The sequence below is a fragment of the Enterococcus avium ATCC 14025 genome (assembly GCF_000406965.1).
Classification (GTDB): domain Bacteria; phylum Bacillota; class Bacilli; order Lactobacillales; family Enterococcaceae; genus Enterococcus_A; species Enterococcus_A avium.
Window position 1 is genome coordinate 160,817 of sequence record NZ_KE136366.1, and the last position, 23,498, is coordinate 184,314.

At 39.1% G+C, this 23,498-nt stretch carries 25 protein-coding genes and 1 tRNA gene; 20 read left to right on the forward strand and 6 right to left on the reverse strand.

The window, feature by feature from the left end:
* The 4 genes from hisIE to glyS all read left to right on the forward strand — a co-directional run bounded on the left by hisIE (position 1) and on the right by glyS (position 4,972).
* Positions 1–633 (forward strand): bifunctional phosphoribosyl-AMP cyclohydrolase/phosphoribosyl-ATP diphosphatase HisIE, encoded by a 633-nt coding sequence (hisIE, locus tag OMU_RS18240; RefSeq protein WP_016181332.1) that lies wholly within the window; start codon positions 1–3, stop codon positions 631–633.
* A gap of 25 nt (positions 634–658) precedes the next feature.
* Entirely contained in the window at positions 659–1,486 is an 828-nt protein-coding gene (locus OMU_RS18245) for a histidinol-phosphatase (protein WP_016181333.1), read from the forward strand.
* A gap of 518 nt (positions 1,487–2,004) precedes the next feature.
* Positions 2,005–2,892, forward strand: coding sequence for a glycine--tRNA ligase subunit alpha (glyQ, locus tag OMU_RS18250; protein ID WP_016181334.1), 888 nt, complete (start codon positions 2,005–2,007; stop codon positions 2,890–2,892).
* A 1-nt stretch (position 2,893) separates the two neighbouring features.
* Complete coding sequence (gene glyS / locus OMU_RS18255) at positions 2,894–4,972, forward strand: glycine--tRNA ligase subunit beta (protein ID WP_016181335.1); 2,079 nt, start codon at positions 2,894–2,896, stop codon at positions 4,970–4,972.
* Between the two features lie 32 nt (positions 4,973–5,004).
* Here the strand turns inward: glyS and OMU_RS18260 are convergent, their stop codons facing one another.
* The 4 genes from OMU_RS18260 to OMU_RS18275 form a co-directional block, all read right to left on the reverse strand.
* On the reverse strand, positions 5,005–5,946 hold the full coding sequence (locus OMU_RS18260; protein WP_016181336.1) for an AEC family transporter: 942 nt from the start codon (positions 5,944–5,946) through the stop codon (positions 5,005–5,007).
* A gap of 112 nt (positions 5,947–6,058) precedes the next feature.
* A complete protein-coding gene (locus tag OMU_RS18265) occupies positions 6,059–7,993 on the reverse strand; it encodes a fructose-bisphosphatase class III (RefSeq protein ID WP_016181337.1) in 1,935 nt (644 codons plus the stop codon).
* A 14-nt stretch (positions 7,994–8,007) separates the two neighbouring features.
* On the reverse strand, positions 8,008–8,820 hold the full coding sequence (locus tag OMU_RS18270) for a pyruvate, water dikinase regulatory protein (protein ID WP_016181338.1): 813 nt from the start codon (positions 8,818–8,820) through the stop codon (positions 8,008–8,010).
* Between the two features lie 11 nt (positions 8,821–8,831).
* Positions 8,832–9,461 (reverse strand): helix-turn-helix transcriptional regulator, encoded by a 630-nt coding sequence (locus tag OMU_RS18275; protein WP_016181339.1) that lies wholly within the window; start codon positions 9,459–9,461, stop codon positions 8,832–8,834.
* 245 nt (positions 9,462–9,706) lie between these two features.
* Here OMU_RS18275 and OMU_RS18280 point away from each other — a divergent pair.
* The 10 genes from OMU_RS18280 to OMU_RS18325 all read left to right on the forward strand — a co-directional run bounded on the left by OMU_RS18280 (position 9,707) and on the right by OMU_RS18325 (position 16,401).
* Positions 9,707–9,778 (forward strand) — tRNA-Glu (locus OMU_RS18280).
* Positions 9,779–9,899: 121 nt separating this feature from the next.
* Positions 9,900–10,952, forward strand: a complete 1,053-nt coding sequence (locus tag OMU_RS18285; protein ID WP_016181340.1) for a 1-aminocyclopropane-1-carboxylate deaminase/D-cysteine desulfhydrase — start codon at positions 9,900–9,902, stop codon at positions 10,950–10,952.
* A gap of 98 nt (positions 10,953–11,050) precedes the next feature.
* Complete coding sequence (locus OMU_RS18290; protein WP_016181341.1) at positions 11,051–11,299, forward strand: hypothetical protein; 249 nt, start codon at positions 11,051–11,053, stop codon at positions 11,297–11,299.
* A gap of 158 nt (positions 11,300–11,457) precedes the next feature.
* Positions 11,458–11,667 (forward strand): helix-turn-helix transcriptional regulator, encoded by a 210-nt coding sequence (locus OMU_RS18295; RefSeq protein WP_016181342.1) that lies wholly within the window; start codon positions 11,458–11,460, stop codon positions 11,665–11,667.
* Positions 11,664–12,134, forward strand: a complete 471-nt coding sequence (locus OMU_RS18300) for a hypothetical protein (protein WP_016181343.1) — start codon at positions 11,664–11,666, stop codon at positions 12,132–12,134. The genes OMU_RS18295 and OMU_RS18300 overlap by 4 nt, the downstream gene beginning before the upstream one ends.
* An 81-nt stretch (positions 12,135–12,215) precedes the next feature.
* A complete protein-coding gene (locus OMU_RS18305) occupies positions 12,216–12,632 on the forward strand; it encodes a hypothetical protein (RefSeq protein WP_016181344.1) in 417 nt (138 codons plus the stop codon).
* 193 nt (positions 12,633–12,825) lie between these two features.
* Positions 12,826–13,299 carry a hypothetical protein gene (locus OMU_RS18310; protein ID WP_016181345.1) on the forward strand — a complete coding sequence of 158 codons (474 nt, stop codon included), beginning with the start codon at positions 12,826–12,828 and terminating at the stop codon, positions 13,297–13,299.
* Positions 13,300–13,303: 4 nt separating this feature from the next.
* A complete protein-coding gene (locus tag OMU_RS18315) occupies positions 13,304–14,518 on the forward strand; it encodes an efflux RND transporter periplasmic adaptor subunit (RefSeq protein ID WP_016181346.1) in 1,215 nt (404 codons plus the stop codon).
* A complete protein-coding gene (locus OMU_RS18320; RefSeq protein ID WP_016181347.1) occupies positions 14,519–15,205 on the forward strand; it encodes an ABC transporter ATP-binding protein in 687 nt (228 codons plus the stop codon). It abuts the gene before it with no gap.
* Entirely contained in the window at positions 15,202–16,401 is a 1,200-nt protein-coding gene (locus OMU_RS18325) for an ABC transporter permease (protein ID WP_016181348.1), read from the forward strand. Before OMU_RS18320 ends, OMU_RS18325 begins: the two co-directional genes overlap by 4 nt.
* A gap of 819 nt (positions 16,402–17,220) precedes the next feature.
* On the opposite strand, the gene yidC is transcribed toward OMU_RS18325, so the two are convergent.
* The gene (yidC, locus tag OMU_RS18330) at positions 17,221–18,153 is read right to left on the reverse strand and encodes a membrane protein insertase YidC (protein ID WP_016181350.1); all 933 of its coding nucleotides are present in this window, start codon (positions 18,151–18,153) and stop codon (positions 17,221–17,223) included.
* A 105-nt stretch (positions 18,154–18,258) separates the two neighbouring features.
* Positions 18,259–18,531 carry an acylphosphatase gene (locus OMU_RS18335; protein WP_016181351.1) on the reverse strand — a complete coding sequence of 91 codons (273 nt, stop codon included), beginning with the start codon at positions 18,529–18,531 and terminating at the stop codon, positions 18,259–18,261.
* Positions 18,532–18,648: 117 nt separating this feature from the next.
* Between OMU_RS18335 and OMU_RS18340 the strand changes: the two genes are divergently transcribed.
* The 6 genes from OMU_RS18340 (at position 18,649) to OMU_RS18365 (ending at position 23,455) form a co-directional block, all read left to right on the forward strand.
* Complete coding sequence (locus OMU_RS18340) at positions 18,649–19,410, forward strand: TrmH family RNA methyltransferase (protein ID WP_034876884.1); 762 nt, start codon at positions 18,649–18,651, stop codon at positions 19,408–19,410.
* 134 nt (positions 19,411–19,544) lie between these two features.
* Positions 19,545–20,042, forward strand: a complete 498-nt coding sequence (locus tag OMU_RS18345; protein ID WP_034876793.1) for an HD domain-containing protein — start codon at positions 19,545–19,547, stop codon at positions 20,040–20,042.
* A 266-nt stretch (positions 20,043–20,308) separates the two neighbouring features.
* The gene (locus OMU_RS18350; protein WP_016181354.1) at positions 20,309–20,941 is read left to right on the forward strand and encodes a YczE/YyaS/YitT family protein; all 633 of its coding nucleotides are present in this window, start codon (positions 20,309–20,311) and stop codon (positions 20,939–20,941) included.
* A 172-nt stretch (positions 20,942–21,113) separates the two neighbouring features.
* On the forward strand, positions 21,114–21,677 hold the full coding sequence (gene efp, locus OMU_RS18355; protein ID WP_016181355.1) for an elongation factor P: 564 nt from the start codon (positions 21,114–21,116) through the stop codon (positions 21,675–21,677).
* Positions 21,678–22,200: 523 nt separating this feature from the next.
* Positions 22,201–22,749, forward strand: coding sequence for a hypothetical protein (locus tag OMU_RS18360; protein ID WP_016181356.1), 549 nt, complete (start codon positions 22,201–22,203; stop codon positions 22,747–22,749).
* A gap of 97 nt (positions 22,750–22,846) precedes the next feature.
* The gene (locus tag OMU_RS18365; protein WP_016181357.1) at positions 22,847–23,455 is read left to right on the forward strand and encodes a hypothetical protein; all 609 of its coding nucleotides are present in this window, start codon (positions 22,847–22,849) and stop codon (positions 23,453–23,455) included.
* Positions 23,456–23,498 lie beyond the last annotated feature (43 nt).

Here is a 23,498-nt window from a genome sequence, read left to right on the forward strand (position 1 = left end):
ATGACTGAACTAAAATTTGACGAAAAAGGGTTAATCCCTGTGATCGTGCAAGATGCTGAAACCAATGAGGTATTGACTTTGGCGTATATGAATCAAGAAAGCTATGAATTAACATTAAAGGATCAGCTTATGACCTTTTATTCTCGCAGTCGTAAAGAATTATGGCGTAAAGGCGAGACCAGCGGCAATTATCAGCATTTGGTTTCATTGAAGCTGGATTGCGATCAGGATGCGCTGGTTGCGAAGGTCAAAAAAGATGGTCCGGCTTGTCACACTGGTGCAGAAAGCTGCTTCAATGAAGTATTATACGGTGAAGATACGCAGGCAACGATAGATACGTTGTACGAATTGATTAAAGGACGTAAAGAGATACCACAGGAAGGCAGTTATACGAGTTACCTGTTTGAAAAAGGTATCGAGAAGATTCTGAAAAAAGTTGGAGAAGAATCAACGGAAGTCGTGATCGGCGCCATGAAGGAAGATTATAATGAAACTGTTTTTGAAATCTCTGATTTGGTGTATCATGTTCTTGTATTAATGGTGGAGATGGGAATCGATTTGTCACAAGTACGCCAAGAGCTGGAAAATCGCCACGTTGTTGATAAAAAAGTCAAACAGGAACGGATGCAGTAAAATCCGAAATTTAGGAGGTTCAGCGATGTTCTATTCAAATGCGCACACTCACAGTACGTGGTGCGATGGCAAAGATAGTTTAGAAGATATGGCACAAGCCGCAATTGAATTAGGTTTTACGGATCTGGGATTTACTTGTCACTCACCGGCCCTGTTTGATCCTAGCTGTCTTGGGGTACAGAATGAAGTGACGTATCAAACTGCTTTGCGCAATCTCAAGAAAACATTAGCGGGAAAGCTAAATATCAGTTTAGGCTTGGAATGGGATTATTACAGTGCCGATCCAATTGATGGCTATGATTATACGGTTGGCTCCGTACATTATTTTCCACCACGTCAAGGGATTTTTCGCAGCGTGGATGAAAGTCCGGAAAGTTTGATGAAAACCTTAAATGAGTGGTATCGAGGTGATCAGATGCAGATGGTGCATGACTATTATGATACGGTGGTAAGACATATTGATCAGAATCATTCGGAAATCGTGGGTCATTTTGATTTGATTACGAAATTTAATGAAAAGCAGCCTTGGCTGGATGAAGACAGTGTGGAATATCAGGCGATTGCTTCGAAGGCTCTGAATGATGTGATTGACATTATTCAAAGCTATGATGGAATGGTGGAGATCAATACGGGGGCAATTTCTCGGAATTGGCGTACGACGCCTTATCCCAATCCTTTCCTGCTGAAGCTTTTAAAGAAAAGAGACTGTCCGATTATTATCACCAGCGATAGTCATGAAACATCGACCTTGACGTGTCATTTTCCTGAAACGGTTGAATTATTAAAAACGATCGGTTTCACAGAAACGATGCAATTAAAGGATGGGATTTTTCAAGCGATTCCTTTTGACTAGCCATTTTAAGGAATTCATTTTCGATTGGAACTGAATTTGCTAACCAATGTACACAGAAAGATTTGACAAAAGGGGTCTGGTGTCGCTATTATAGAACCAAGTTGAATAGGTGCGAGGATCAAATTTAAAAATTTGTGGAAAACACAGCGAGTCAGGGATAGTGGAAGCCTGAAAGGGAAACAAATTTTGTTGGCGTTTGTGAGCACATTTAGTGAAAGCTGCCAAGCAACTGCTTGGAAGTAGGGTGGAACCGCGTTGATACGTCCCTATGTCGATTATTTCGGCATAGGGACGTTTTTTTGCGAGTTGCCAGTTGCACTTTTCGCAGTTTATATGGTGAAAGAAGAAAACAATGGTTTTGAACAAATTTGTGATCAAGGTTATTAGTGCAATGGTATGCGTACGAAAATAAGCTCATTTTTCCTGTTTTTGGAAAAATGAATTTCCTTCAAATGAGCTAGCCACCCTGCAAGCTAAAAGACAATAAACTTCAATAAATAAAAATAGGAGGAAACAAAATGAGCAAATTAACGGTGCAAGAAATGATTTTATCGTTACAAAAGTTTTGGTCAGACAATGGCTGTATGCTGATGCAGGCCTACGATACAGAAAAGGGAGCGGGAACGATGAGTCCCTACACCTTCTTACGGGCGATCGGACCTGAACCATGGCGTGCGGCATATGTAGAGCCTTCACGTCGTCCAGCTGATGGACGTTACGGCGAAAATCCCAATCGTTTATATCAGCATCACCAATTCCAAGTAGTAATGAAGCCTTCTCCCAAAAATATCCAAGAGTTGTATTTAGACAGCTTACGTTTATTGGGAATTGACCCGTTAGAGCACGATATCCGTTTTGTAGAAGACAACTGGGAAAATCCTTCAATGGGTTGTGCTGGTGTTGGTTGGGAAGTCTGGCTTGATGGAATGGAAATTACTCAGTTCACGTATTTCCAACAAGTTGGCGGTTTGCAGGTCAACCCAGTGACTTCTGAATTGACTTATGGTTTGGAACGTTTAGCTTCTTATATTCAAGAAGTCGACAGTGTGTATGATTTAGAATGGAGCGACGGCGTTAAATACGGCGAAATCTTTAAGCAACCAGAATATGAGCATTCAAAATATTCATTTGAAGAAAGTAATCAAGATATGCTTTTAGAGAATTTTGAAAAATTTGAAAAAGAAGCGACACGCTGTATTGATGAAAATCTAGTGCACCCAGCTTATGATTACATTTTGAAATGCAGCCATACCTTTAACCTGTTGGATGCACGCGGGGCTGTTTCAGTCACTGAACGTGCGGGCTACTTGGCTCGTATCCGTAACATGGCTCGCTCTGTTGCGAAGATATTCGTGGCTGAACGGGAAAAACTAGGCTTCCCATTATTGAATCAGGAGGGCAAATAAGATGGCGAAAAATCTACTATTAGAAATCGGTTTAGAAGAAATGCCAGCCCACGTGGTTTGGCCAAGTATCAAACAACTAGAAGAAAAAGTTTCGAAGTTTTTAGCAGAGAACAGCTTGACCTTCGAATCCATTGAAACCTTTTCAACTCCTCGTCGTTTGGCGATCCGAGTAACCAATATTCCTGATCGTCAAGAAGACGTGCAAGAAGAAGTCAAAGGTCCAGCAAAGAAAATCGCGTTAGATGCGGAAGGAAATTGGAGCAAAGCAGCAGAAGGATTTGTCCGCGGACAAGGTCTAACAACTGATGCAATCACTTTCCGTGAAGTCAATGGTGTGGAATATGTCTATGTGACAAAATATATTCATGGAAAAGAAAGTAAAGAAGTTTTGACTGGCTTATTAGATGTTGTGAAGAGCATGAATTTCCCAACCATGATGCATTGGGGCGATACGATGTTTGAATACGTTCGTCCGATTCATTGGATCATCGCATTGTTGGATGAAGAAGTAATTCCATTTGAATTACTGGATGTTCAAACAGGTCGCATAACAGAAGGTCATCGTTTCTTAGGTGATCAAGTTGCATTAGCCAATCCAAGCGAATACGAAGCAAAATTAGAAGAACAATTTGTGATTGCAGATGCTCACAAGCGTCAACAGATGATCGTAAACCAAATTGAAGAAATCGCTGAGAAAAATAAATGGGTGATCAATCTTGATCCTGATTTATTAGAAGAAGTAACGAACTTAGTGGAATATCCAACCGCATTTGTTGGCGATTTCGAAGAGCGTTTCCTATCGGTTCCTGAAGAAGTGCTGGTTACCTCCATGAAGGAACACCAACGTTACTTTGAAATTCGCAACCAAGCGGGAATGCTATTGCCGCACTTCATTTCTGTTCGTAACGGAAACAGTGTGAAACTAGATAACGTCATCAAAGGAAATCAAAAAGTCTTGGCTGCACGTTTGGAAGACGGTGAATTTTTCTTTGAAGAAGATAAGAAATTATCGATTGAAGACTGCGTTGAAAAATTGAAGAACGTAACCTTCCACGAAAAAATCGGTAGCATGTATAAAAAAATGCAGCGTGTCGGTTTAATCAGTCAAGTCATTGGAAAGCGTGTTGGCTTGAGCGAGGAAGAATTAACTGATTTGAAGCGGGCGTCAGAAATCTATAAATTCGATTTAGTGACGAATATGGTGAATGAATTCCCAGAATTACAAGGGATCATGGGTGAAAAATATGCCTTGCTGAAAGGGGAAAAACCTGCCGTTGCCACCGCGATTCGTGAGCATTACATGCCGATTTCTTCAGAAGGTGATTTGCCAAAAACAGCGATTGGTGCAGTTTTAGCGATCGCTGACAAGATTGACAGCGTACTAGGCTTCTTCGCTGTAGGAATGATTCCAAGCGGCTCAAATGATCCTTACGCATTGCGTCGTCAAACATACGGAATTGTCCGGATTGTCGAAGCACAAGGCTGGACCTTCCCGTTCACCGATATGCAAGGGGCGATCGTCGACGCTGTCAACGAGGATGTTTTGGATTATGGAATCCATTTCAACCGCGATCAAAAAGAATTCATTGAGTTCTTTAAGGGACGTATCCGTCAACGGCTGCAAATCTACAATGTCCGGCATGATATTATCGATGCGGTATTGGATTCACACCAAGATGATTTAGTCCAAGTTTTCAAGACAGCTCAAATCTTTGATGAGCATTTGACCGATGAGCACTTTAAAGAAGCGATGGAAGCTTTGACACGTGTAATTAACCTAACGAAGAAAATGGAACCAGATGTTATTACCTACAAGGTCGATCCTAAGCTGTTTGAAAATGATACCGAAAAAGAATTGTACGAGGCGGTGAAAGAGGCCGAAGATCAATTCGCAAACCAAAGCATGGCTGAAAACTATCAAACCTTGACGAATTTGCGCCCAGTAATTGAACGATATTTCAATGAAACCATGATTATGGTAGAAGATGAAAAAGTACGCGATAATCGCTTGAATCAATTAGCGATCATCACTCGTATGACAAATGCGTTAGCAAGTATCGATAAAATTATTACGAAATAATAGAAAGCCTTCGAGTTTGCGCTCGAAGGCTTTTATAGTATCAATTTTAATAATAATGGAATATACGCGAGATATAATAGCACTGAATAACCCAATGAAGAAGCCGCGAACTTCTGATCGGCACCATAGGAACGTGCCAGAATGGGGACAGAGTTTTGAACCGGCATCGCAGCTTGAATGATAAAGACAGAGAGCATCAAAGGCGGTACACTGATCCATTGTCCTAATAACCATACAATTAACGGAGAGATAACATATCGACCAACGATGACACCAATAATGTCTTTATTTAAAGTCAGATTTTTGATTCCCACATTATAGACGATGATCCCGATGACAAACATTGATAAGGGTGTCGTTAAATTAGCCAGATAGCTTAAAAAGGTTGCAATGGAATCTGGAACAGTAATGTTAACCAAGACTGCACACAACCCAAGCAAAAAACCTAACAGTGCTGGAGAGAAAATCTTTTTCAAAATTGGTATTAGATGAAAATTGACTGTGGCCTGTTCAATTTGAGGATTGTCGCGGGCAATAAAATAAATACCCAAGGTCCAAAAGATCGTTGTATTGACGATGTAATAGAGCAGGACATAAGGAACTGCTTGTTCACCGAAGATTGCCAAATTAATCGGCAATCCAATAAAAATCGTATTGGAGCAAGTGAACATTGTAGAAAAAATTCCTTTACGAGCAGGAGTAATCCGAAAGATGCGACAATAGGCAAAGCTCACAACAAATGTTAGCAGCATAGAAATTAGCGGGATGATCATCCCACTGACAAGATGCAGAAATTCTGATCGAGAAAAATTTTTCGTGATTGTCAAAAACATATTACAGGGCAGTGCAATCTGTAAGACCAGCTTTGAAAAAGCATCGCCGATTTGATTAGAGAACCACTGCTTGTATGTCAGCACATAGCCGATAAACATTAAAACAAAAATAAAAAAGATATTAATATATGCGGAAACCATTTTTTCACCTCGCATCTACTATACAGAAAAAAGCGGGTGTCATCAATTGTTGATGACACCCGCTTTATCTTTCTATTTCAGCAAGTTTAGAAAATAATTTATTAACAGTAAGCTAGTTGTCGTTATGTTCTTGATAATTCAACAACCCAGATAGATTTTCGATCTGTTCTTCCAAACTATCGCCGACTGTCGTATCTTTGATCAGGATGCGTTTCAGATCTCTGTCGATCACCCGTTTCAAGGAAGTTTCATCGGCCTGCTTGGCTAATAGGCTTTCGACGGATTCAAATGGATCATGAGTAACCAGCTGGAAGCCGTAGGAATTATTCAGTAACGAATAACCAGCGATTCCCGTGGTCTTCTGATACGCTTTAGAAAGTCCGCCGTCAATTACAAAGAGCATCCCTTCACCCTTAATTGGTGATTCGCCATCTTGAACCTTAACTGGTGTATGACCGTTGATAATTCGTGAATTTGGCGAATATAGAGCAAATTCCTCTAGAATCATTTGACAGGTCTCATGGGTATCACGAAATTTATAATAAGGGTTTTTGATTTCCTTATGAGTTTTTTTGTCGGCGATGAAATAACGCTCGAACGTCGTCATGGCACTCTTGCCAAACTGGGGCGAAATCTTGCCGGTCCAGCAATTCCAGATCCAATCAGCATCTGGACTATCCGTTTGCTGACTTTGACATCCAGTACGAATTTGCTCTTCAAAGAAATTTAAAAGGTCTTTGCCGGCATAATCTTTTCCATCGACAGTCAATGGTAGGAAGCTGCCGTCGGCTTTTAGCGGCAGACAACCATGAAAGAGCAGATGTTGATTGTATACAAGATACATTGAGCCCTTATTCAAGAGCAGCTGCATGTGCTCTTGCATTTTGGTCGATTGCTGGAAGGAAGCCAGCAGCATATCTACCACATAATCTTCTTGCTTAGTCAAAGCATGGACATCCTCTTGCAAGGTTTGGAAGCAGCTGCCCTGCAGCGGATAGTCCTTTCCAGCTAAATGAACTGTATTTTTATCGAAATCAATCTTTTCAAACAACAACCGATCATCCATTTGAAATTCAGGATGACGTTTGATCAATTGGCCTTCCAATTTAAATTGCAGGATCGACAAGGCTTGATGGACTTTCTCTAAGCTGTCTAAGCTTTCAATCGAATAACTTTCACTGCTGTTTTTTTCCTTCGGTGTGAAAATCGGATTCTTTTCGTAATGCTCCTCTGCATACATGAAAAGCGGCCGCAGATTCAGCGCATATGCCTGTTCGATTTCATATAGATAATTATAACGCGCAGCAATTCGCAATAAAGTCATTAAACAAGCGCGAGAGCCCGCGTAAGCCCCCATCCAGAGAATATCATGATTTCCCCACTGAATATCGACAGAAGGATGCTGACACAGCTTATCCATGATCTTATCCGCCTCTGGTCCTCGATCATAGATATCACCAACGACATGGAGATGATCGACTACTAGACGTTGGATGCTCTGACATAGGGCGATAATAAATGTCCGACCTTGTTCTAAATCTAAAAGGTGGGCAAGAATCTGATCGAAGTAGGCTGCCTTGTCAGAGTAATTCGTATCGGTGTACATCAATTCTTCAATGATATAGGCATAACGCTTAGGAAGTGCCTTTCTTACTTTTGAGCGCGTATACTTGGTCGAACAAAAGGCCAGCAGTTCTAATAGCTGACGGATTTTTTTTCGATACCAAGAGCGATCTCGATACGCATAAAACTCTTTATCATCTAATGCTTCACGTGGATAGGCCACTAAAATTGTTAGCTTATCTTTTTCGTGCTCCGTCAGACGATCTCCAAAGAGCAGGCTGATTTTTTCTTTGATGTTGCCGGCACCAGTGCGCAGGATATGATCAAAGGCGGTAAACTCCCCATGAATATCACTGATGTAAAGTTCGGTTCCTTTGGGCAAATGCATGATGGCTTCTAAGTTGATGAGTTCAGTCATGATTGCCTCCTTGGTACTAAATTCTTTTTCCAACATTTGATAATATTTTTCACGGGTTGATAGCATAACGTGCTCCCCTTTTATAAGCGATTATCCAAATGCTCACAAATCAATGTCGCTGATTCTTCAATCGATTTGTTAGTAACATCCAGAGTAAAGGCACCCAGTTCATCATATACACTCAAAGCGTAATCTACTTCTTCTTTGATCCGATTGATATCTGAATAGCGTGAATTTTCAGCTAAGCCTAAGGAGTTCAAACGGCTCATACGGATTTTCTTCTGAACTTCTGGTTCGATCATCAAACCAACAATTTTCTCTTTCGGAACGTGTTTGATTTGTTCAGGTAGAGGAACTTCCGGTATTAAAGGAAGGTTCGCCACCTTCAAACGATTATTCGCTAAATACATGCTTAACGGAGTCTTCGAGGTCCGTGAAATACCCAGCAAAACAAGATCAGCCTCCAAAAAGCCCTTCGCATCTTTTCCATCATCATATTTCACCGCGAATTCGATTGCTGCGACACGGTCGAAATACTCTTGATTCAGTTTGTGAACAACGCCGGCTTTTTGCAACGGAGCCACACCGGTTTTTTGATGAACGATATCCATGAATTGGCTCATCAAATTAATGTATTGCAGACCTGTCCGTTCACCGAAATCTTCGACAATTTTAGTCAAATTTTCGCTGACTAAGGTTGTTACCACAACGGCACTGTCTTTCAAGGCATCGCCTAAAATACTTTTCAATTCTTCTTCATCTTTTGTAAACGGAAAACGATAAGACAAATCAAAATTGACTGTAGGGAACTGAGCTGCTGCGGCATTAACTATTTTCAGCGAAGTCTCGCCGACTGAATCAGAGATCATGTATAATGGTACACTTGTTTTCATTGTTTTCGCTCCTATCGATTGGTTTCAGTTTGTTTTGCTTGCTGCATGATATAATTAAAAATACGTGATTTCGTAATTTTTCCGATCACTTTTTTCGGATCGTCTTCACTGACTACAGGCAGTGAATCAACTTGATAATCAAGTAAGACTGCGCCAGCTTCTAAGATCGTGTAATCCTTCGTGCATGTTTGCAGATGCGGTGCACGTGTCATAACGACCGCCACTGGTGTATTTTGCAGATTGCTGTTCAATGATGCACGCAATAAATCTTTGCGCGACAATAACCCGACAAGATGCTGTTCTTTGTCGGTCACATAAATCGAGCCAACGTCATACATAAACATATTAGTGATCGCATCATGAATCGAAGTGTCTTGTGGCGTTAGCAGAGGTGACAGCATGATCTCTTCAACTTTGACAGAAAAGATTTTGTCGAACAGAAATTGTTCGATGCCCACACCTGTGTAGGTGTAACCAACTTTTGGGCTTGCTTCCAAAATTCCTGCCATCGTTAAGAAGGAGAGATCTGTACGTAAAGTAGCATGCGAGATTCCTAAGTGATCGGCGATTTTTTCGCCACTTAGCGGTTGATCGCGTTTGACGATCTCAATAATTTTCTCTTGCCTTTGTGATAGATTCATAGGTCCTCCTAGTAATGCATTCGTTCTTCTGTGAGAAAAAATGAATTGGTTTTTTCTTTTAATTGTCATTGAGAAGATGCTCCAAAAATTCAATGACTTGAATACACACCCTATTATACACGTAATAACTATATAAACAACATGATTGATTAAATAAACACATATTTAAAAATTTCAGAAATAAAAGGGGTATTGCTTTCTAAAAAAAGAGTTTAGCAGTATAATTCTTTTTGTTGATATGAAATAACCCGTTAGTCAAGGGGTCAAGACGCCGCGTTCTCAGCGCGGAGGCACGGGTTCAAATCCCGTACGGGTTATACCTAGAGTTGATATCCAGTTGGGTGTCAACTCTTTTTTTGTTCATTTTTCTAGTGCATGTGAAAGAATTTGTACTATATACTATAGGTAGTAAAACATAACTAGGCGAGGAGGAACAACATGGAAGCTGCGAGTATAAAACGACTGTTAGAGCAAAAATCCAAAGCAGAATTGGGCTTTTATCCGACACCCTTTTATCGGTTAACTAATTTGTCTAAAAAGCTAGGAGTCAATTTGTTTATCAAGCGAGAAGATTTTTCTGGGCAGAGTCTATTTGGCGGCAACAAAATCAGAAAGCTCGAGTATCTGATCGGAGATGCTAAAGAAAAAGGCGCAGAATATGTTTTTACTTTTGGGGCGACTCAGTCGAATCATGCGATGCAGACGGTTGAAGCTTGTCGCAAAGAGGGCTTGACGCCGATCTTGTATTTGGTTGCTTATGTTGAACCTGATGAGCAGGATCTTCGCAGTAATTTATTGCTGGATCGAATTTTAGGAGCAGAGGTACATGTCATTTTGAAAAATCCTGGTGAGACAGAGGCGGAAATGAGTGCTCGTTCTGTCAAACTAGCACGAGAGCATATGGATAAATTAGCAAAAGAAGGTCATAACTGTTACGAGATTTCGATGGGCGGCGCTAGTTCGATCGGTTCAGTCGGTTTTATCGATGGATTTGTAGAACTTGCAGAGCAAGCCGCAGATACGGGAGTAGAATTTGATTACTTGGTTCATGCAACTGGATCAGGAGGAACGATGGCAGGATTAGTCGCCGGAAAGAAATTATTGAATCATCCCATACGGATTTTCTCTTTTGATGTGATCGGTCATGATTCCAGTTATTTAGACAGTTCAGCGAAATTAGGAAACGAAAGCTTAGTGTGGCTAGGAGCAAAGGCTTGCTTAACAGCTGAAGACTTTGAGCATGACAATCAGTATTTTCTTCCTGGCTATGAAATGCCAAGTGAGGCAGGAAATGATGCGATTCGACTATTAGCAAGAGAAGAGGGACTGTTTCTAGACCCTGTTTACTCTGGCAAGGCCTTTGCGGGCATGTTGGATTATATTGAAAAAGGCAAGATTCCGCAAGGTAGCAACGTGATTTTTCTGCATACAGGTGGAGCCACAGCACTATTTGCAGAAAAAGAAATTTTGGGGAATTTATTGGATAAATAATTATTCGATTGGGGGAATAGGAAATGAGTAAAAAGGTGGTTTGGATCTGGTCGACAAATGCGAATTAAGGTACCAGAGGATTTGCGACTACATTTGGCATGTTAGTCAGACCTTATAAATTTCAAAAAGAAGTTCGAGAAGCTTTAGCACCAGAGTGGGAAGTTGAGTTTATCAGCGATGATATTTCGGAAGATGAAATACCTAAAGGTGATGCTACTATTTGCAGTCGAGCCATGGATATCTATCTAGACAAAGACAGATATCACAACCTTGTGGTGATCCCTGAGCTGGAGCTTATGCAGTATGATTATTCAGCGATTAAGGAGAGGATCGCTGAGTATCTGTAGAAGTTATTTTCTTTCTATATAAAAATAATTTTATATTGATTATTGAACCATTCACAAAAGGGATGGTTCTTTTTTTGTAAAGATATCTTTACTTATTTGTGAGAAAGGAGTATTCTCTATGTAAAGATATCTTTACAAAAAAGATCGAGAGGATAAAAATGAACGTTCATAATAAAATCAGAGCAATCCGTGAATCAAAAAAAATTCCTCAAAAGAAAATGGCTGAGGAGTTAAATGTTTCCCGTCAAACAATGACTGCGATTGAAACGATGAAGTACAATCCCAGTTTGGAATTAACACTAAAGATTGCTCAGTATTTTGAAATGCCAGTAGAAGAAATTTTTCAGTTGAAGGAGGAAGAAAAATGAAACTTTTTACAGTAGCCATCATAAATCTCATTGGATTTCCACTATTATTTTTTGGTTTTATCTCCTTTATTCCATTTTGTTTTTCAGTGAAAAATATTGTAACTGGACGTATAACTAATGAACAGAATAAGAAAATGGTTGCTGAAGCATCGTTGGTTAGTATCGGAACTATTTTATTGTTAATTATTATTCATTGGAAGTTGCCTGAGTTATTGCCAAAAGATTTGCGACAATTTCTTTTACCAGGGAATCAATATTTTATTGCAATAATCGGTAATATGACTTTGGATATTCACAGTATTCTCTTTTATTCAGCGGTAATAGGATTCGTTTATAAACTTAAAGAAGTTCAGTATGGAATAATATCCAAGAATTTCTTTTTTAGAAAGAAATTCTTACCAGTGATCGCTGTGTCAATGCTGTGCACTTTTTTACCAAATCTTATTGATTTATTAATGAAAGCATAAATTATTATTATCCCACTTTTTGTAGAAATAGACATTTTGTGGAAGAAGGACTTTAAAAAATTATATAGAGGAGATTTGATAATGATTAGAATGACTATGGCTGTTATCTTTTGTGTGGTAAGTGTTTATTCATTTATTGGTATTTTTACATTATTTAGAGTTTTAGTTAGATTTAAGCAGTATGATGAGTTAGAAAGGAAAGCTATTATCGAGACGTTAGCAATGAGCATGGTAATTATTTTAGTTGTGAATTTTGGACAATTGATTCTATCATTTATAACTCCTTACGATTGGGCACCTTTTATTTTTTCTGGAAGCTCTTTGGCTTTGATCGGTAATACTCCTTTGCATTTTGATAGTTTCTTTTTTGACTGTTCAATACTTGGCATTAGTTATATGGTTAGACGCCATCATTTTGGATTAATAAAAGTGAAAAACATCTTGATTCCAATTATTATTATTCTAATTTTTATTCTTATGCCTCTGATGCTTCATTAACAAAATAGATACCATCACTATCGGCAATATTTTTTCTTTTCACGCGTTCAAGACAAAATAATCTATTTTTAAGATCATTCTTCAAAATCGGGTGAAATTAATAGTATAATGAAAATAACTTTTTGTAATGTTCGCTTAGGGTTGTCGCAACATTTACACAAATAGTTAAAAATTGTTAAGTTGGAGTGATTAGATGGAAAAGCATTTGAAGAAAGCAAAAACATGGAACATGGTATTGATTATTTTAGGGTTGATTTCGGTGGTATCATCGGTGGTTGGGTTACCCAAATCGTTAAATCCGAAGCTGAGTGATTACGAAATGATGGGATCAATGGCTCAGGAGATGTTCGATTATGCAAATAATCCGCTAATAAAAGGAATCTCGGTGTTGTCTCTAGTAATTTCGATCGTTTTGTTGGTTTTCTATTTCATCGCGAATAAGAAGTTAGCAGATGAGATTATCCCAGCAAAATTTCCATACTATATTAAAATTGGTTGGAGTCTTTTAAGTTCAGCGATTGGTTTCATGATGCAGCCAAAAATACAAATGGAAGGGATGGATTTCTCTTTTATGACGACTGTTATTGGGATAGTCTTCCAGATTGTTTTCCTAATACCGGCAATCTTAGTCATTGTTCATCTATTTAAAGCAGAACCAGAGGAGTAGCAGAATGAGAAAGAAAAAATTGACGAAAAAGCAAAAGATCCGTTGGAGTATTCTAGCCGGAGTGCTTGCGCTAGTGCTATTTATTGGTGCATTTGTTTACTCTCAAACAAAAAATTCAACTGTTAAAGATAACAAATACAAAGCAGTTACACTGAAAAAATCTGATCCCTTGACCTTCAATGGGATTGTGGAAGCAACGCATACACAGGATTATTACTTTGACCAAACGTTAGGCAAGATTTCTGAGATCAATGTTCAGGATGGACAGGAGGTAGAGCAAGGTGCTACGTTGCTGAGCTATACGAATACTGAATATCAGGAACAAGCGGACGAGCAGAGTACGAATCTAGACAAGCTCTATCTCGCTGTTTCAAATGCGCAAGAAAGTCTGGCAATCGCACAGGACAAGCAGGCAAAAGAGCAGCAGAAATTAAACGACGCAACGGCAAACTATAATAACACCAATGAAAATAGTGAAGAAGGAGCCGCCAAAAAAGAGCAATACAAGCAAGAAATGACACAATATGAAAGCAGTGTTGATGCTGCGGCTGATGCCGTTGTTCAAGCGAGACAAGCACTAGAAAGTGCCAATGTTGAGCTGAATTCAGCATCACAAAGCGTAACGAAAATGCAAGGGAAAGTTAGCTCCACCGTTGCTAGTGCGACAAAGGGAACAGCCTATATCAATGAAAAGGGCAAGAATGATCCTTCTGTTCCAGTTGTGAAGGTGGTTAGTAATGAGGTCACGATCGAAGCAAAGGCTTCTGAATATGATTATCCGCAGGTCCATCAAGACGCGTCAGTGACCATAAAACCAATCACAACAAATCAAGAGATCGCCGGAACTATTACGCATGTAAATAAGCTGCCGGATCAAGCAGAAGTGACTAGTCAGGCTGGAACAGCTGGCGGCAGTTCAACTAGCTCAGTCTCTAACTATAGCTTCATCGTAAAGCCAACTGAAGAACTACAGTATGGCTACAATGTTCAAGTGGTTCTTCCGCTGAATGAGATTCGTCTGCCTAAAAAAGCAGTGAAGAAAACAGGTGATACCAAATATGTTTTTGCTTACCGCAACGGAAAAGTTCATGAGGTTACGATTCAAGCAGAGGATAAGGGCGATTACTTCATTTTGAAGGATGGTCTAAAAGATGGCGATCGTATCATTTCAAATCCTGACAAATCATTACGTGACGGTCAGGAATTGGCGGTGGATTAAATGATCGAACTAAAAAATATCAACAAGTATTATCGCAACGATGAGGAGTCGCTGCACGTTTTAAAGGACATCAATCTAAAAGCGGATGCCGGTGAAATGATCGCAATCATGGGACCTTCTGGCTCAGGGAAATCAACCTTGATCAATTTGCTGGGCTTTATTGATACGAAATTTGAGGGTCAGTATTTATTCGAAGAAGAGAATCTAGTCGCTACGACCGATGATCGCTTATCTAAAACCCGCAATCAAATGGTTGGTTTTGTTTTCCAAAATTTTAGTTTGATCGAGAACTATACCGTTTATGAAAATGTGGAGCTGCCATTGCTTTATAATGGTCATGGTTTTCATCAGACTAAGGAAAAAGTGATGTCGGTTTTAGAGAAGGTCGGAATTGCGGATAAGGCTGAAAAGCGCCCGCGCCAACTTTCAGGTGGTCAACAGCAACGGGTGGCGATTGCTCGGGCACTGATTAATCAGCCAAAGTTCATTATTGCAGATGAACCGACCGGCGCGTTGGATACTCATACTTCAAATGAAATAATGGAGCTTTTTAAAGAACTGAATCGTCGCGATCATGCGACAATCTTTCTGGTTACCCACGATCCAGAGGTAGTACCATATTGTACACGCTTAGTTAAAATCAGAGATGGTGCAATCACTGAAGACAAGGCGGTGATCGAAGAATGAAATTTTATGTAAATTGGCGTTCTTCTCTTGGTTCGATCTTTAAGAATAAGAAACGTAGCGCACTGACGATGTTCGGGATCGTGATCGGGATTGCAGCAGTGATTGCTATTCTATCTATCGGTCGCGGCTTTGAGCGAGACACTATCGCCAGTTTAACTGACGATGAATCGGATCAATTGAAGGTTGATATTAATTTTATCCCGGGTAATGACGCGTTGTACTACTCAAATGTCGATATGATTCAAGCTTCTGATTTGAGCATCTTGAGAGATGTCGAGGGCGTAGAATCTGCTGACTATCCAAAAAATGATTTAACCTATATCTACAAGGAAGTTAAGATAAAGGATAAAACAAAGAACTATCGGATCGGCGTTGTCTCGAATAGCGGTGATTCTGTCAGCTATGGTCGTGCCATCAGTGCTTACGATAATCAAACCCAGAATAAAGTTGTGACGATTGACGCCAGCTTAGCTAAAGAGATTTTCGGATCAGCCCGTAGCGCAGTCGGCCGTGGTTTCGAATTGGATAATCAAGTTTTTACGATTGTCGGTGTTTTTCCAGCAGGTGCTGAAGAAACGATGTTTTCAGAAGGAACTACCAAAATTTTATTGCCGCGTCAAACTTACATCCACTTTTTTGGAAATGAGCAGGATACGAGTGCGGTGGTTCTGACCTTAGCCGACGGGAGTCAGCTGAATAAAGTTGCTGATCGTGCCATTAAGAAGCTAGAATCAGCTGGTGCGATGCGACAGCAAGGCGAATACCATGTTTCTAATATGGCGATGATGACAGATGGTATCAGTGAGGTGTTAAGCAGCATTACACTCTTCATTAGTGCTGTTGCAGGAATTTCACTGTTCATCGCGGGAGTCGGTGTCATGAATATGATGTACATCTCTGTGTCAGAGCGAACAAAAGAAATCGGGATTCGCCGAGCTTTGGGCGCCACGCGCGGCGCGATCCGACTGCAATTCTTATTAGAAGGAATGACGTTGACTTTAGTTGGGGGGATTATTGGCTATCTATTGGGAATGATCGTTGCTTATGCGATTGGTAATGTAATGGATATTTCAGTGTCTGTTGATCTATTTACCGTTGCTTTAGCAGTTGGTGTTTCAAGTGGTATCGGGTTAATATTCTCTGTAATGCCGGCCTCAGAAGCAGCTAAGAAAGATTTGATCGATATTTTGAGATAAAGGATGCTTTGATTTTCTTAATTAAGTTGCTATTAATGGAAATCAACTCATAAGTGTTCAGCGTCAAGAAATAAGAAGGACGTTCCGAAATTTACCGAGAAACCCAGTAACATAGGAACTGATGATAAATAGATTTACTCAGTAATTCTCAAATTTTTATGAATGATCAGCTTATTTTTCGCCGATATTACGTGTGAGCTGCTGTTTATTCGCGAATAGGATCTTCCCCAAAAGTCTTTTAGATTTTTGGGGAAGATCCCTTTTTTTCAAAATAAGAAATCTAGCGAACCCTAGACTTGTAGTTTTTCTTTAAGTGCTTCAGTTAATGTAGCAGAAAAGTTAATATCAGCTTTATTGCTCAAATCATTGAAATTATTAGTGTCTTCTTAAGTAATTTATTCTCAAATTTCTTGTGGTGAAATGCTAGATCCATTTTAATCAGGATCAACAGATCATCAGATGCTAATGAAATGCTATAGTGAACAGAGGGAGTAGGAAAATCGTCTTATCATCCTCAGTATCAATGAGTCAACTGGCAAGTAAATCTTTTGCCGTATAGAGAGCTTCATGCATGTCTTGACCGAATGTAGTGGCGTTATTTAAGTCTGGAAATATGACGTTAATACCAGCATCTGCAAAATTGAATACAGCGTAATAAATCATCATGTGGATCAAGCCTTTCTAAATTTTGGATGTTGCATCTTATTTAAGTCCGCTTGCTTAAAGATATTGGTTAGCGTTCCGACTGAAATATCTTTATGAACATGAAATGAAACGAAGAAAAACCATCGCCTCAAGCGATGGTTTTATCTGTATATGTTATTTACGTTGTTGTTTGCCGGCATTTCGTCCATTGCCGTTCTTATTGTTTTTATTCTTAGGTTGACTAACTTGTTTTGGTTTAATTGGTTCAGCCTTTTTGATGGGCTTTGTTACTACTTGTTTTGGTGGGTTTTTCTTCAATTCCTCTTGAATTTGTGCTTTGATACGAGGACGCATCAAGACATTGGTGATAAAGGTTTGAATACAACTAAAGACACCACCAACTACCCAATAAAGCGCCACTCCGGCAGGTGATGTGAAGGACATGAAGACAATCATCAATGGTGAAGCAATCATCATACTACGCATTGTCTTCTTCTGTTCCTCAGGCACACCGATTAGCGAAATGTAGCCTTGCAACAAGTAAGCGACCCCTACGAAAACAACGAGGAGATAGCTTGGTTTTGCCAAATCGATTCCGATGAACGTCGAGTGCTGGATACCTTCTGAGAAGCGAGCTGTGTAATAGAGTGCTGAGAAAATCGGCATTTGGATCAGTAGAGGCAGACAGCCCATACCGCCCATCATGCTGACATTATTCTCTTTGTAAACAGCTTGCATTTCCCGCTGTGCTTCCATTTGTTCTTCTTGTGTTGTTGCTTGTTTTACCTTTTCTTGAGCCGCGTCAATCTGAGGTTTGATCGATTGCATTTTTTCAGATTGGATCAGAGATTTCTTTGATTGGTTAATTCCTAATGGCATAATGATTAGGCGAACAATAATCGTCAAAACGATGATTGCCAGACCGTATGACCAATCGAAGCTGGTTACCATCCAATTAAGGAAATTCTCCAATGGGACAACAAGCATTCGATAGACAAGACCAGATGTATCTGGAGTCCCGTCACTATTTTGACGGACACAGCCCGATAATAGTAAAAGAACGCCCAATAGGCCGGAGCCTAAAAGCCAATTTTTAAATTTATTCATTTAATTCTTCCTCTGCTAATAAAAATTTATACAGGAAATACTATACTAGATAACACAGGCCTTTTCAATCAAATTCGAAAAAAGTCAGGGAACCTTGTCCTTTTTTTAATACACCACATTAAACTGCGTGTAGTCCTTAATGGTAGGATCTTCGTATTGTTCAATATGGGAAACTTTGGCAAAAGGATTTTGCGGTATTTTGAGCTTTTCCAAGAATTGATCCAATTGCTCTTTTGTTCCAACTGCTTCAATGGTGACACTGCCGTCATCTTCATTTTTCACTGTACCAGTCAGTCCAATCTCAATTGCCAGTTGATAGGTTGTATAACGAAAGCCGACACCTTGCACGCGTCCAGTCACATTTATATACTTCTTCATAAGAAAGCCTCCTATTAATTTATTTCTTATTCTCTATGATAGCGAGTTTTGCTGGTTGTTACAAGAATTCGCGTGCTATAATGACAAACGAAACGATAAATGAGTGAGGGGAACATGTTGAAAGAAATCCTATCAAGTAAAAATACATTAATCAAAGAAACAAAAAAATTGCAGCAAAAGAAATATCGTCAGCAAACACAAAGCTACCTATTAGAAGGCTTTCATTTAATCCAAGAAGCAAAGGCAGCCGATGTCATCCTGAAGGAAGTGTTCATCAGCCAACGTGGGTTAAGGGAGTGGTCTGAATGGATCGAAGAAAAGCTCACGGATTACTCTTTGGTTTCTGATGAGGTCTTAAAAACATTAGCAAGTCAACCAACTCCGCAAGGGATAATTGCAGTTGCTGAGATGCCGCAAGAAGAGAAAGAAGATTATGCTGGTGCGTGGTTATTATTGGACAATGTTCAGGACCCGGGGAATGTTGGTACCATGATTCGGACTGCGGATGCGGCTGGCTTTACTGGTGTCATTTTAGGCAAAGGCAGTGCTGATCTATATAATCCTAAAACGCTTCGCAGCACACAAGGCAGCCTTTATCATTTGTCTGTCAGAGTTGGCGATTTAACAGAAGTAATTCCACAGTTTCAGCAAGCTGGAAGTTTAGTATTAGGAACAGCATTAGACAAAGAAGCGAAGGATTATTTAAACGTTGAGAAAATGTCTGACTTTGCTCTTGTGATGGGAAATGAAGGTCAAGGGATGTCAGCAGAATTATTAGCGTTGACCGATCAAAATCTTTACATTCCAATCAAAGGGCAGGCAGAGTCTTTGAATGTTGCGATCGCCGCAGGAGTCCTAATGTTCCATTTACTTAAATAAGTCTTCACATTTTCGTAACTGTTATTAAGGAACCCTTAAACTTTTTTCACAAACTCATGGAAGCCTATTCAATGTTCGTGAGCCGTGATATAATGAGCGACAGAACGAAGAGAAGAAAAGGGGCTTTTTTATCCATGACAGAAAATTGGCGTGACGACGAAGAATACGTTTCTTATATTGAGGATTTACTAGCTACCGATGAAGTACAAAGATTAGCAGATTATACCCAACATATGAATTCAACACGATTGGAGCACTCTATCAGTGTTTCTTACAATAGCTACAAATTAGCAAAACAATTCAATGGCGATGCAAGAGCGACTGCTCGTGCTGGCTTACTACACGATTTGTTTTACTATGACTGGCGGACAACGAAATTCGATGAAGGCTCACATGCCTACATGCATCCACGTATCGCCGTGAAGAATGCAGAAAAAATCACCGAATTGTCTGACCTTGAACGTGATATTATTATTAAGCATATGTGGGGAGCAACAATCACTCCTCCAAAATATAAGGAAAGCTACATCGTAACGATGGTCGATAAATACTGCGCCATTAGAGAAGCCGCCGTTCCTTTAGTAGATAGATTTAATTCCTACAAAGCACGACTAAGAAAAGAATGGAACTAATAAAACAATTTTAGGCACCAAACAAAAACTTGTTTGGTGCCTTTTTTGTCAGTCACGCTTTTTGCAGTTTATTAGTGTTAATGCAGACGTTACTTAGTATAAGATATCTTGATTGAATAGGTTTAGCGTGATGATATGCGTACGAAGATAAATTTATTTTACACGGTTTTGTCAAAGGATTTACTTAGTAAGAGTTAGGCCGCAATCGCCTATATGAAGCTATTATTAAGGTTAGTAAAACAGTTTACTTGTTACGAGAATAGAAAGTGAGGACGAGGCTTATCAAACCAAATATCACCAAACAGTTATTTTTTGCTGTAATAGGAACATTTATTGCAGCAGTCGGTATCCGTTTGATCGTTGTTAGCGGATTAGGAGCAGATGCGATCAGTACTTTAGTCTTAGGCATTTTACAGCATGTGCCATTGAAATTCGGAACGGTTAGCATGCTTTTCAATGGGATAATTTTAGTCATGGTTTTTTTCTATGACCGAAAGATGATCGGAATAGGAAGTATTATCAATAGCTTCGGGATAGGTTTTTGCTTGAATTTATTGGATTGGACAGGGATTTTGCATACAATTCCGGATGGAACGAGCTACTTGGTAATCATCATTGGTTCAATCGTATTTGGTTTCGGCACTGGTATTTATTTGTTAGCGGATTCAGGGTCGGCGGCTTATGAATCCTTGATGATTTTATTGAAGCGAATGCTAAAGAGTTCAGTCAAGGTTGCTCGAATTGTACTAGACGCTATTTTCTTTTTGACTGGGTTCCTTTTAGGCGGACATATTGGCTTAGGGACATTGATTGTTCTTTTATTAATGGGACCATCGTTGGAATTTACTTTGAACCAATTGCCAAAGCTAAAATTTTTCCGTGTGCAGGAAGCAAAATAATTGCTTTGAATTGTTTTTGATAGATCAGATGATTTTTTCCTAGTAACTACAAGGGTTATTTGCTACAATGAATAAGGTTCATTTTATGGTAGATTTGGATCAGAATAACGATCCATCGAGTTTTCATAGTAGAGAATTCGAACATATAAAATAGGAATAGGAGTGCTTATTAATGATTTCAGCAAGCGATTTACGTGCTGGTATGACTTTTGTTCAAGACGGAAAGTTGATCAAAGTATTAGATGCTAGCCACCACAAACCTGGTAAAGGAAATACAGTTATGCGTATGAAATTACGTGACGTGCGTTCTGGTTCAACGTATGATACGACATTCCGTCCAGAAGAGAAATTTGAAAAAGCGATGATCGAAACAAAACCAGTACAATACTTATACAGCCAAGACGATGTAGCGATTTTCATGGATTTAGAAACCTACGAACAATATGAAATTCCTGTAGGCACGATTGAAGAAGAAATGAAATACATTCTTGAAAATATGGAAGTTAAAATTCAATTCTTTGGTGACGAAGTGATTGGTATTACGTTGCCAACATCAGTTGTTCTGAAAGTCGTTGAAACACAACCATCAATCAAAGGAGCGACAGTTACTGGTTCTGGTAAACCTGCGACAATGGAAACAGGTTTAGTCGTGAATGTTCCTGACTTTATTGAAGAAGGCGAAATGCTTGAAATCAATACACAAGAAGGCACGTACCAAAAACGCGCGAATAAATAGTTAAGCAAACACCACGATTTTAAAAGATCGTGGTGTTTTTTCGTTCTCTAGGTACAATCTGAGAATATTTAGATTAAAATCGGAATATAGGACTCCAAAAAAGACTAATTACACCTTCAGAAGAGGGAAATTAGTCTTTTGTATTATCATTTATCACTATGTACAACTTCACATATGCATCCATTTCAAATAAAACATAAAAAGCGGATTTACTTCTATCAGTAAAAAGAAAAATTGGCTTATTTGTTATGCAGAAGAGAACTGTGATAATAGGTATCTTAAAGTTAGACATAATTTCAAATCTATGAAGGAAATTAATCAGCACTTTTTCTCATATTAAAAAACTAATAGGAGTAAACTCGGTTTATTAGAATGATTATGTTTTTTTGTATAACGGAAAATTATGATATGTGTTTCTTTTTTTGCTGAAAAAATAAATTAAGTTATTAATCACTTTAAAATTAGTGTAAACTGTAACTAGGGTTGAAAAAGTTATCAAAATTTATAGTGAGGAGAATATAGGATGAAAAAGAAAATATTTAAGGCTATTGTTGTTGGTTTTGCTTTTGTTAGCTTAGCTGCTTGTTCTAAAAATGAATCAGCTAATACTTCTAAAACAGTAGAGAAAGAAGCTTCTTCAGAAACGAGGAAAGTGGTCGAGAAATCTTCTGCTTCTTCTTCAGAAGTAATACTTACTGAAGAAACAGCAAGTTCAGAAGAAGGTAACTCTAAGCTTTTTGAATTTATGATCGAAGCGGCACAGTCTCAACTTCCTGCGATGAAAGAGCAATTAGGAGCAGCTTATTCAAACATTGAAATTGCTGCGGGTGAAAATCACACAATTATTTATCGGTATACTCTGCCTGAAGATCCAGGCTTTGAAATGGATAGTGCATCATTAAAGCCTGTGATGGTTGAGGCAATGAAACCAATCATGGATTCAATCAAAGGGATGGTTCCTGATGCGAAAATTCAAGTGATCTATTTAAGACCCGATCAAACTGAGGTGGGAAATATCTTGATCACACAAGAAGATACGGATGCCATACAAGGAAATTCTGATCCCGTGTAAAGCACCTAGCAAAATAATAATTAGGTAACTTCGTATAACCCATTTGTTTTGTTTGGAAATCGCGTCATCTAAAACTAGGATGTTTGGAGAATATAGGATGAAAAAATGGATTGTTTTAGTAGTAATGATTGCAGCTTTAGCTGGATGCGGCTCAGGTGGAGCAAAGGAAAACAGTAAATCAGAGAAAAATAGCGGATCAGTATCCACGACAGAAGTTTCAACTTCAAAAACAGAAACATCTTCTTCAGAAAAGAAAATAGAAATGAAGGATGTTGATTTTCAAGTTGAAGGAACGAATTATAAAATGAAGATTTTAGATAACTGGAAAGTTCTTGAAGACGACGAATTCTCTTTTAGTGCCGAGAATGATAATAACGTTGAAGGAGTAATGGTTTCAGGAGTAAAGAAGACCGATGTCGATGATTTCGTTGCTTTAAAGAGTGCGATGAAAGAACAAATGAAATCTGATGATGAAGTTCGAATAAAAGAAGACACGATTAAGGAAGAGCCATATCAAACACCCCATTATACAGGAGAACTTTATAGCTTTATAGGAGTTGCTGATGGAGCAAATACAGAAATCCGCTTCTATTTTTTAGAAACAGAGACGGAGTATATTATTCTTAACTTTGTAGGACTGCCTTCATTCTTTGAAAGAAATGGTGAGCTTGTTACAGAGGTGGTACGCTCATTCGTAGCAGGATAAGCTGAGATAGTCAAGAAGCTTAAACTTTTCACGTTTAAGCTTC

Coding starts and splice junctions, on each gene's coding strand:
- hisIE (WP_016181332.1), top strand. CDS start 1: ATGACTGAACTAAAATTTGACGAAAAAGGGTTAATCCCTGTGATCGTG.
- OMU_RS18245 (WP_016181333.1), top strand. CDS start 659: ATGTTCTATTCAAATGCGCACACTCACAGTACGTGGTGCGATGGCAAA.
- glyQ (WP_016181334.1), top strand. CDS start 2,005: ATGAGCAAATTAACGGTGCAAGAAATGATTTTATCGTTACAAAAGTTT.
- glyS (WP_016181335.1), top strand. CDS start 2,894: ATGGCGAAAAATCTACTATTAGAAATCGGTTTAGAAGAAATGCCAGCC.
- OMU_RS18260 (WP_016181336.1), bottom strand. CDS start 5,946: ATGGTTTCCGCATATATTAATATCTTTTTTATTTTTGTTTTAATGTTT.
- OMU_RS18265 (WP_016181337.1), bottom strand. CDS start 7,993: ATGCTATCAACCCGTGAAAAATATTATCAAATGTTGGAAAAAGAATTT.
- OMU_RS18270 (WP_016181338.1), bottom strand. CDS start 8,820: ATGAAAACAAGTGTACCATTATACATGATCTCTGATTCAGTCGGCGAG.
- OMU_RS18275 (WP_016181339.1), bottom strand. CDS start 9,461: ATGAATCTATCACAAAGGCAAGAGAAAATTATTGAGATCGTCAAACGC.
- OMU_RS18285 (WP_016181340.1), top strand. CDS start 9,900: ATGGAAGCTGCGAGTATAAAACGACTGTTAGAGCAAAAATCCAAAGCA.
- OMU_RS18290 (WP_016181341.1), top strand. CDS start 11,051: ATGTTAGTCAGACCTTATAAATTTCAAAAAGAAGTTCGAGAAGCTTTA.
- OMU_RS18295 (WP_016181342.1), top strand. CDS start 11,458: ATGAACGTTCATAATAAAATCAGAGCAATCCGTGAATCAAAAAAAATT.
- OMU_RS18300 (WP_016181343.1), top strand. CDS start 11,664: ATGAAACTTTTTACAGTAGCCATCATAAATCTCATTGGATTTCCACTA.
- OMU_RS18305 (WP_016181344.1), top strand. CDS start 12,216: ATGATTAGAATGACTATGGCTGTTATCTTTTGTGTGGTAAGTGTTTAT.
- OMU_RS18310 (WP_016181345.1), top strand. CDS start 12,826: ATGGAAAAGCATTTGAAGAAAGCAAAAACATGGAACATGGTATTGATT.
- OMU_RS18315 (WP_016181346.1), top strand. CDS start 13,304: ATGAGAAAGAAAAAATTGACGAAAAAGCAAAAGATCCGTTGGAGTATT.
- OMU_RS18320 (WP_016181347.1), top strand. CDS start 14,519: ATGATCGAACTAAAAAATATCAACAAGTATTATCGCAACGATGAGGAG.
- OMU_RS18325 (WP_016181348.1), top strand. CDS start 15,202: ATGAAATTTTATGTAAATTGGCGTTCTTCTCTTGGTTCGATCTTTAAG.
- yidC (WP_016181350.1), bottom strand. CDS start 18,153: ATGAATAAATTTAAAAATTGGCTTTTAGGCTCCGGCCTATTGGGCGTT.
- OMU_RS18335 (WP_016181351.1), bottom strand. CDS start 18,531: ATGAAGAAGTATATAAATGTGACTGGACGCGTGCAAGGTGTCGGCTTT.
- OMU_RS18345 (WP_034876793.1), top strand. CDS start 19,545: ATGACAGAAAATTGGCGTGACGACGAAGAATACGTTTCTTATATTGAG.
- efp (WP_016181355.1), top strand. CDS start 21,114: ATGATTTCAGCAAGCGATTTACGTGCTGGTATGACTTTTGTTCAAGAC.
- OMU_RS18360 (WP_016181356.1), top strand. CDS start 22,201: ATGAAAAAGAAAATATTTAAGGCTATTGTTGTTGGTTTTGCTTTTGTT.
- OMU_RS18365 (WP_016181357.1), top strand. CDS start 22,847: ATGAAAAAATGGATTGTTTTAGTAGTAATGATTGCAGCTTTAGCTGGA.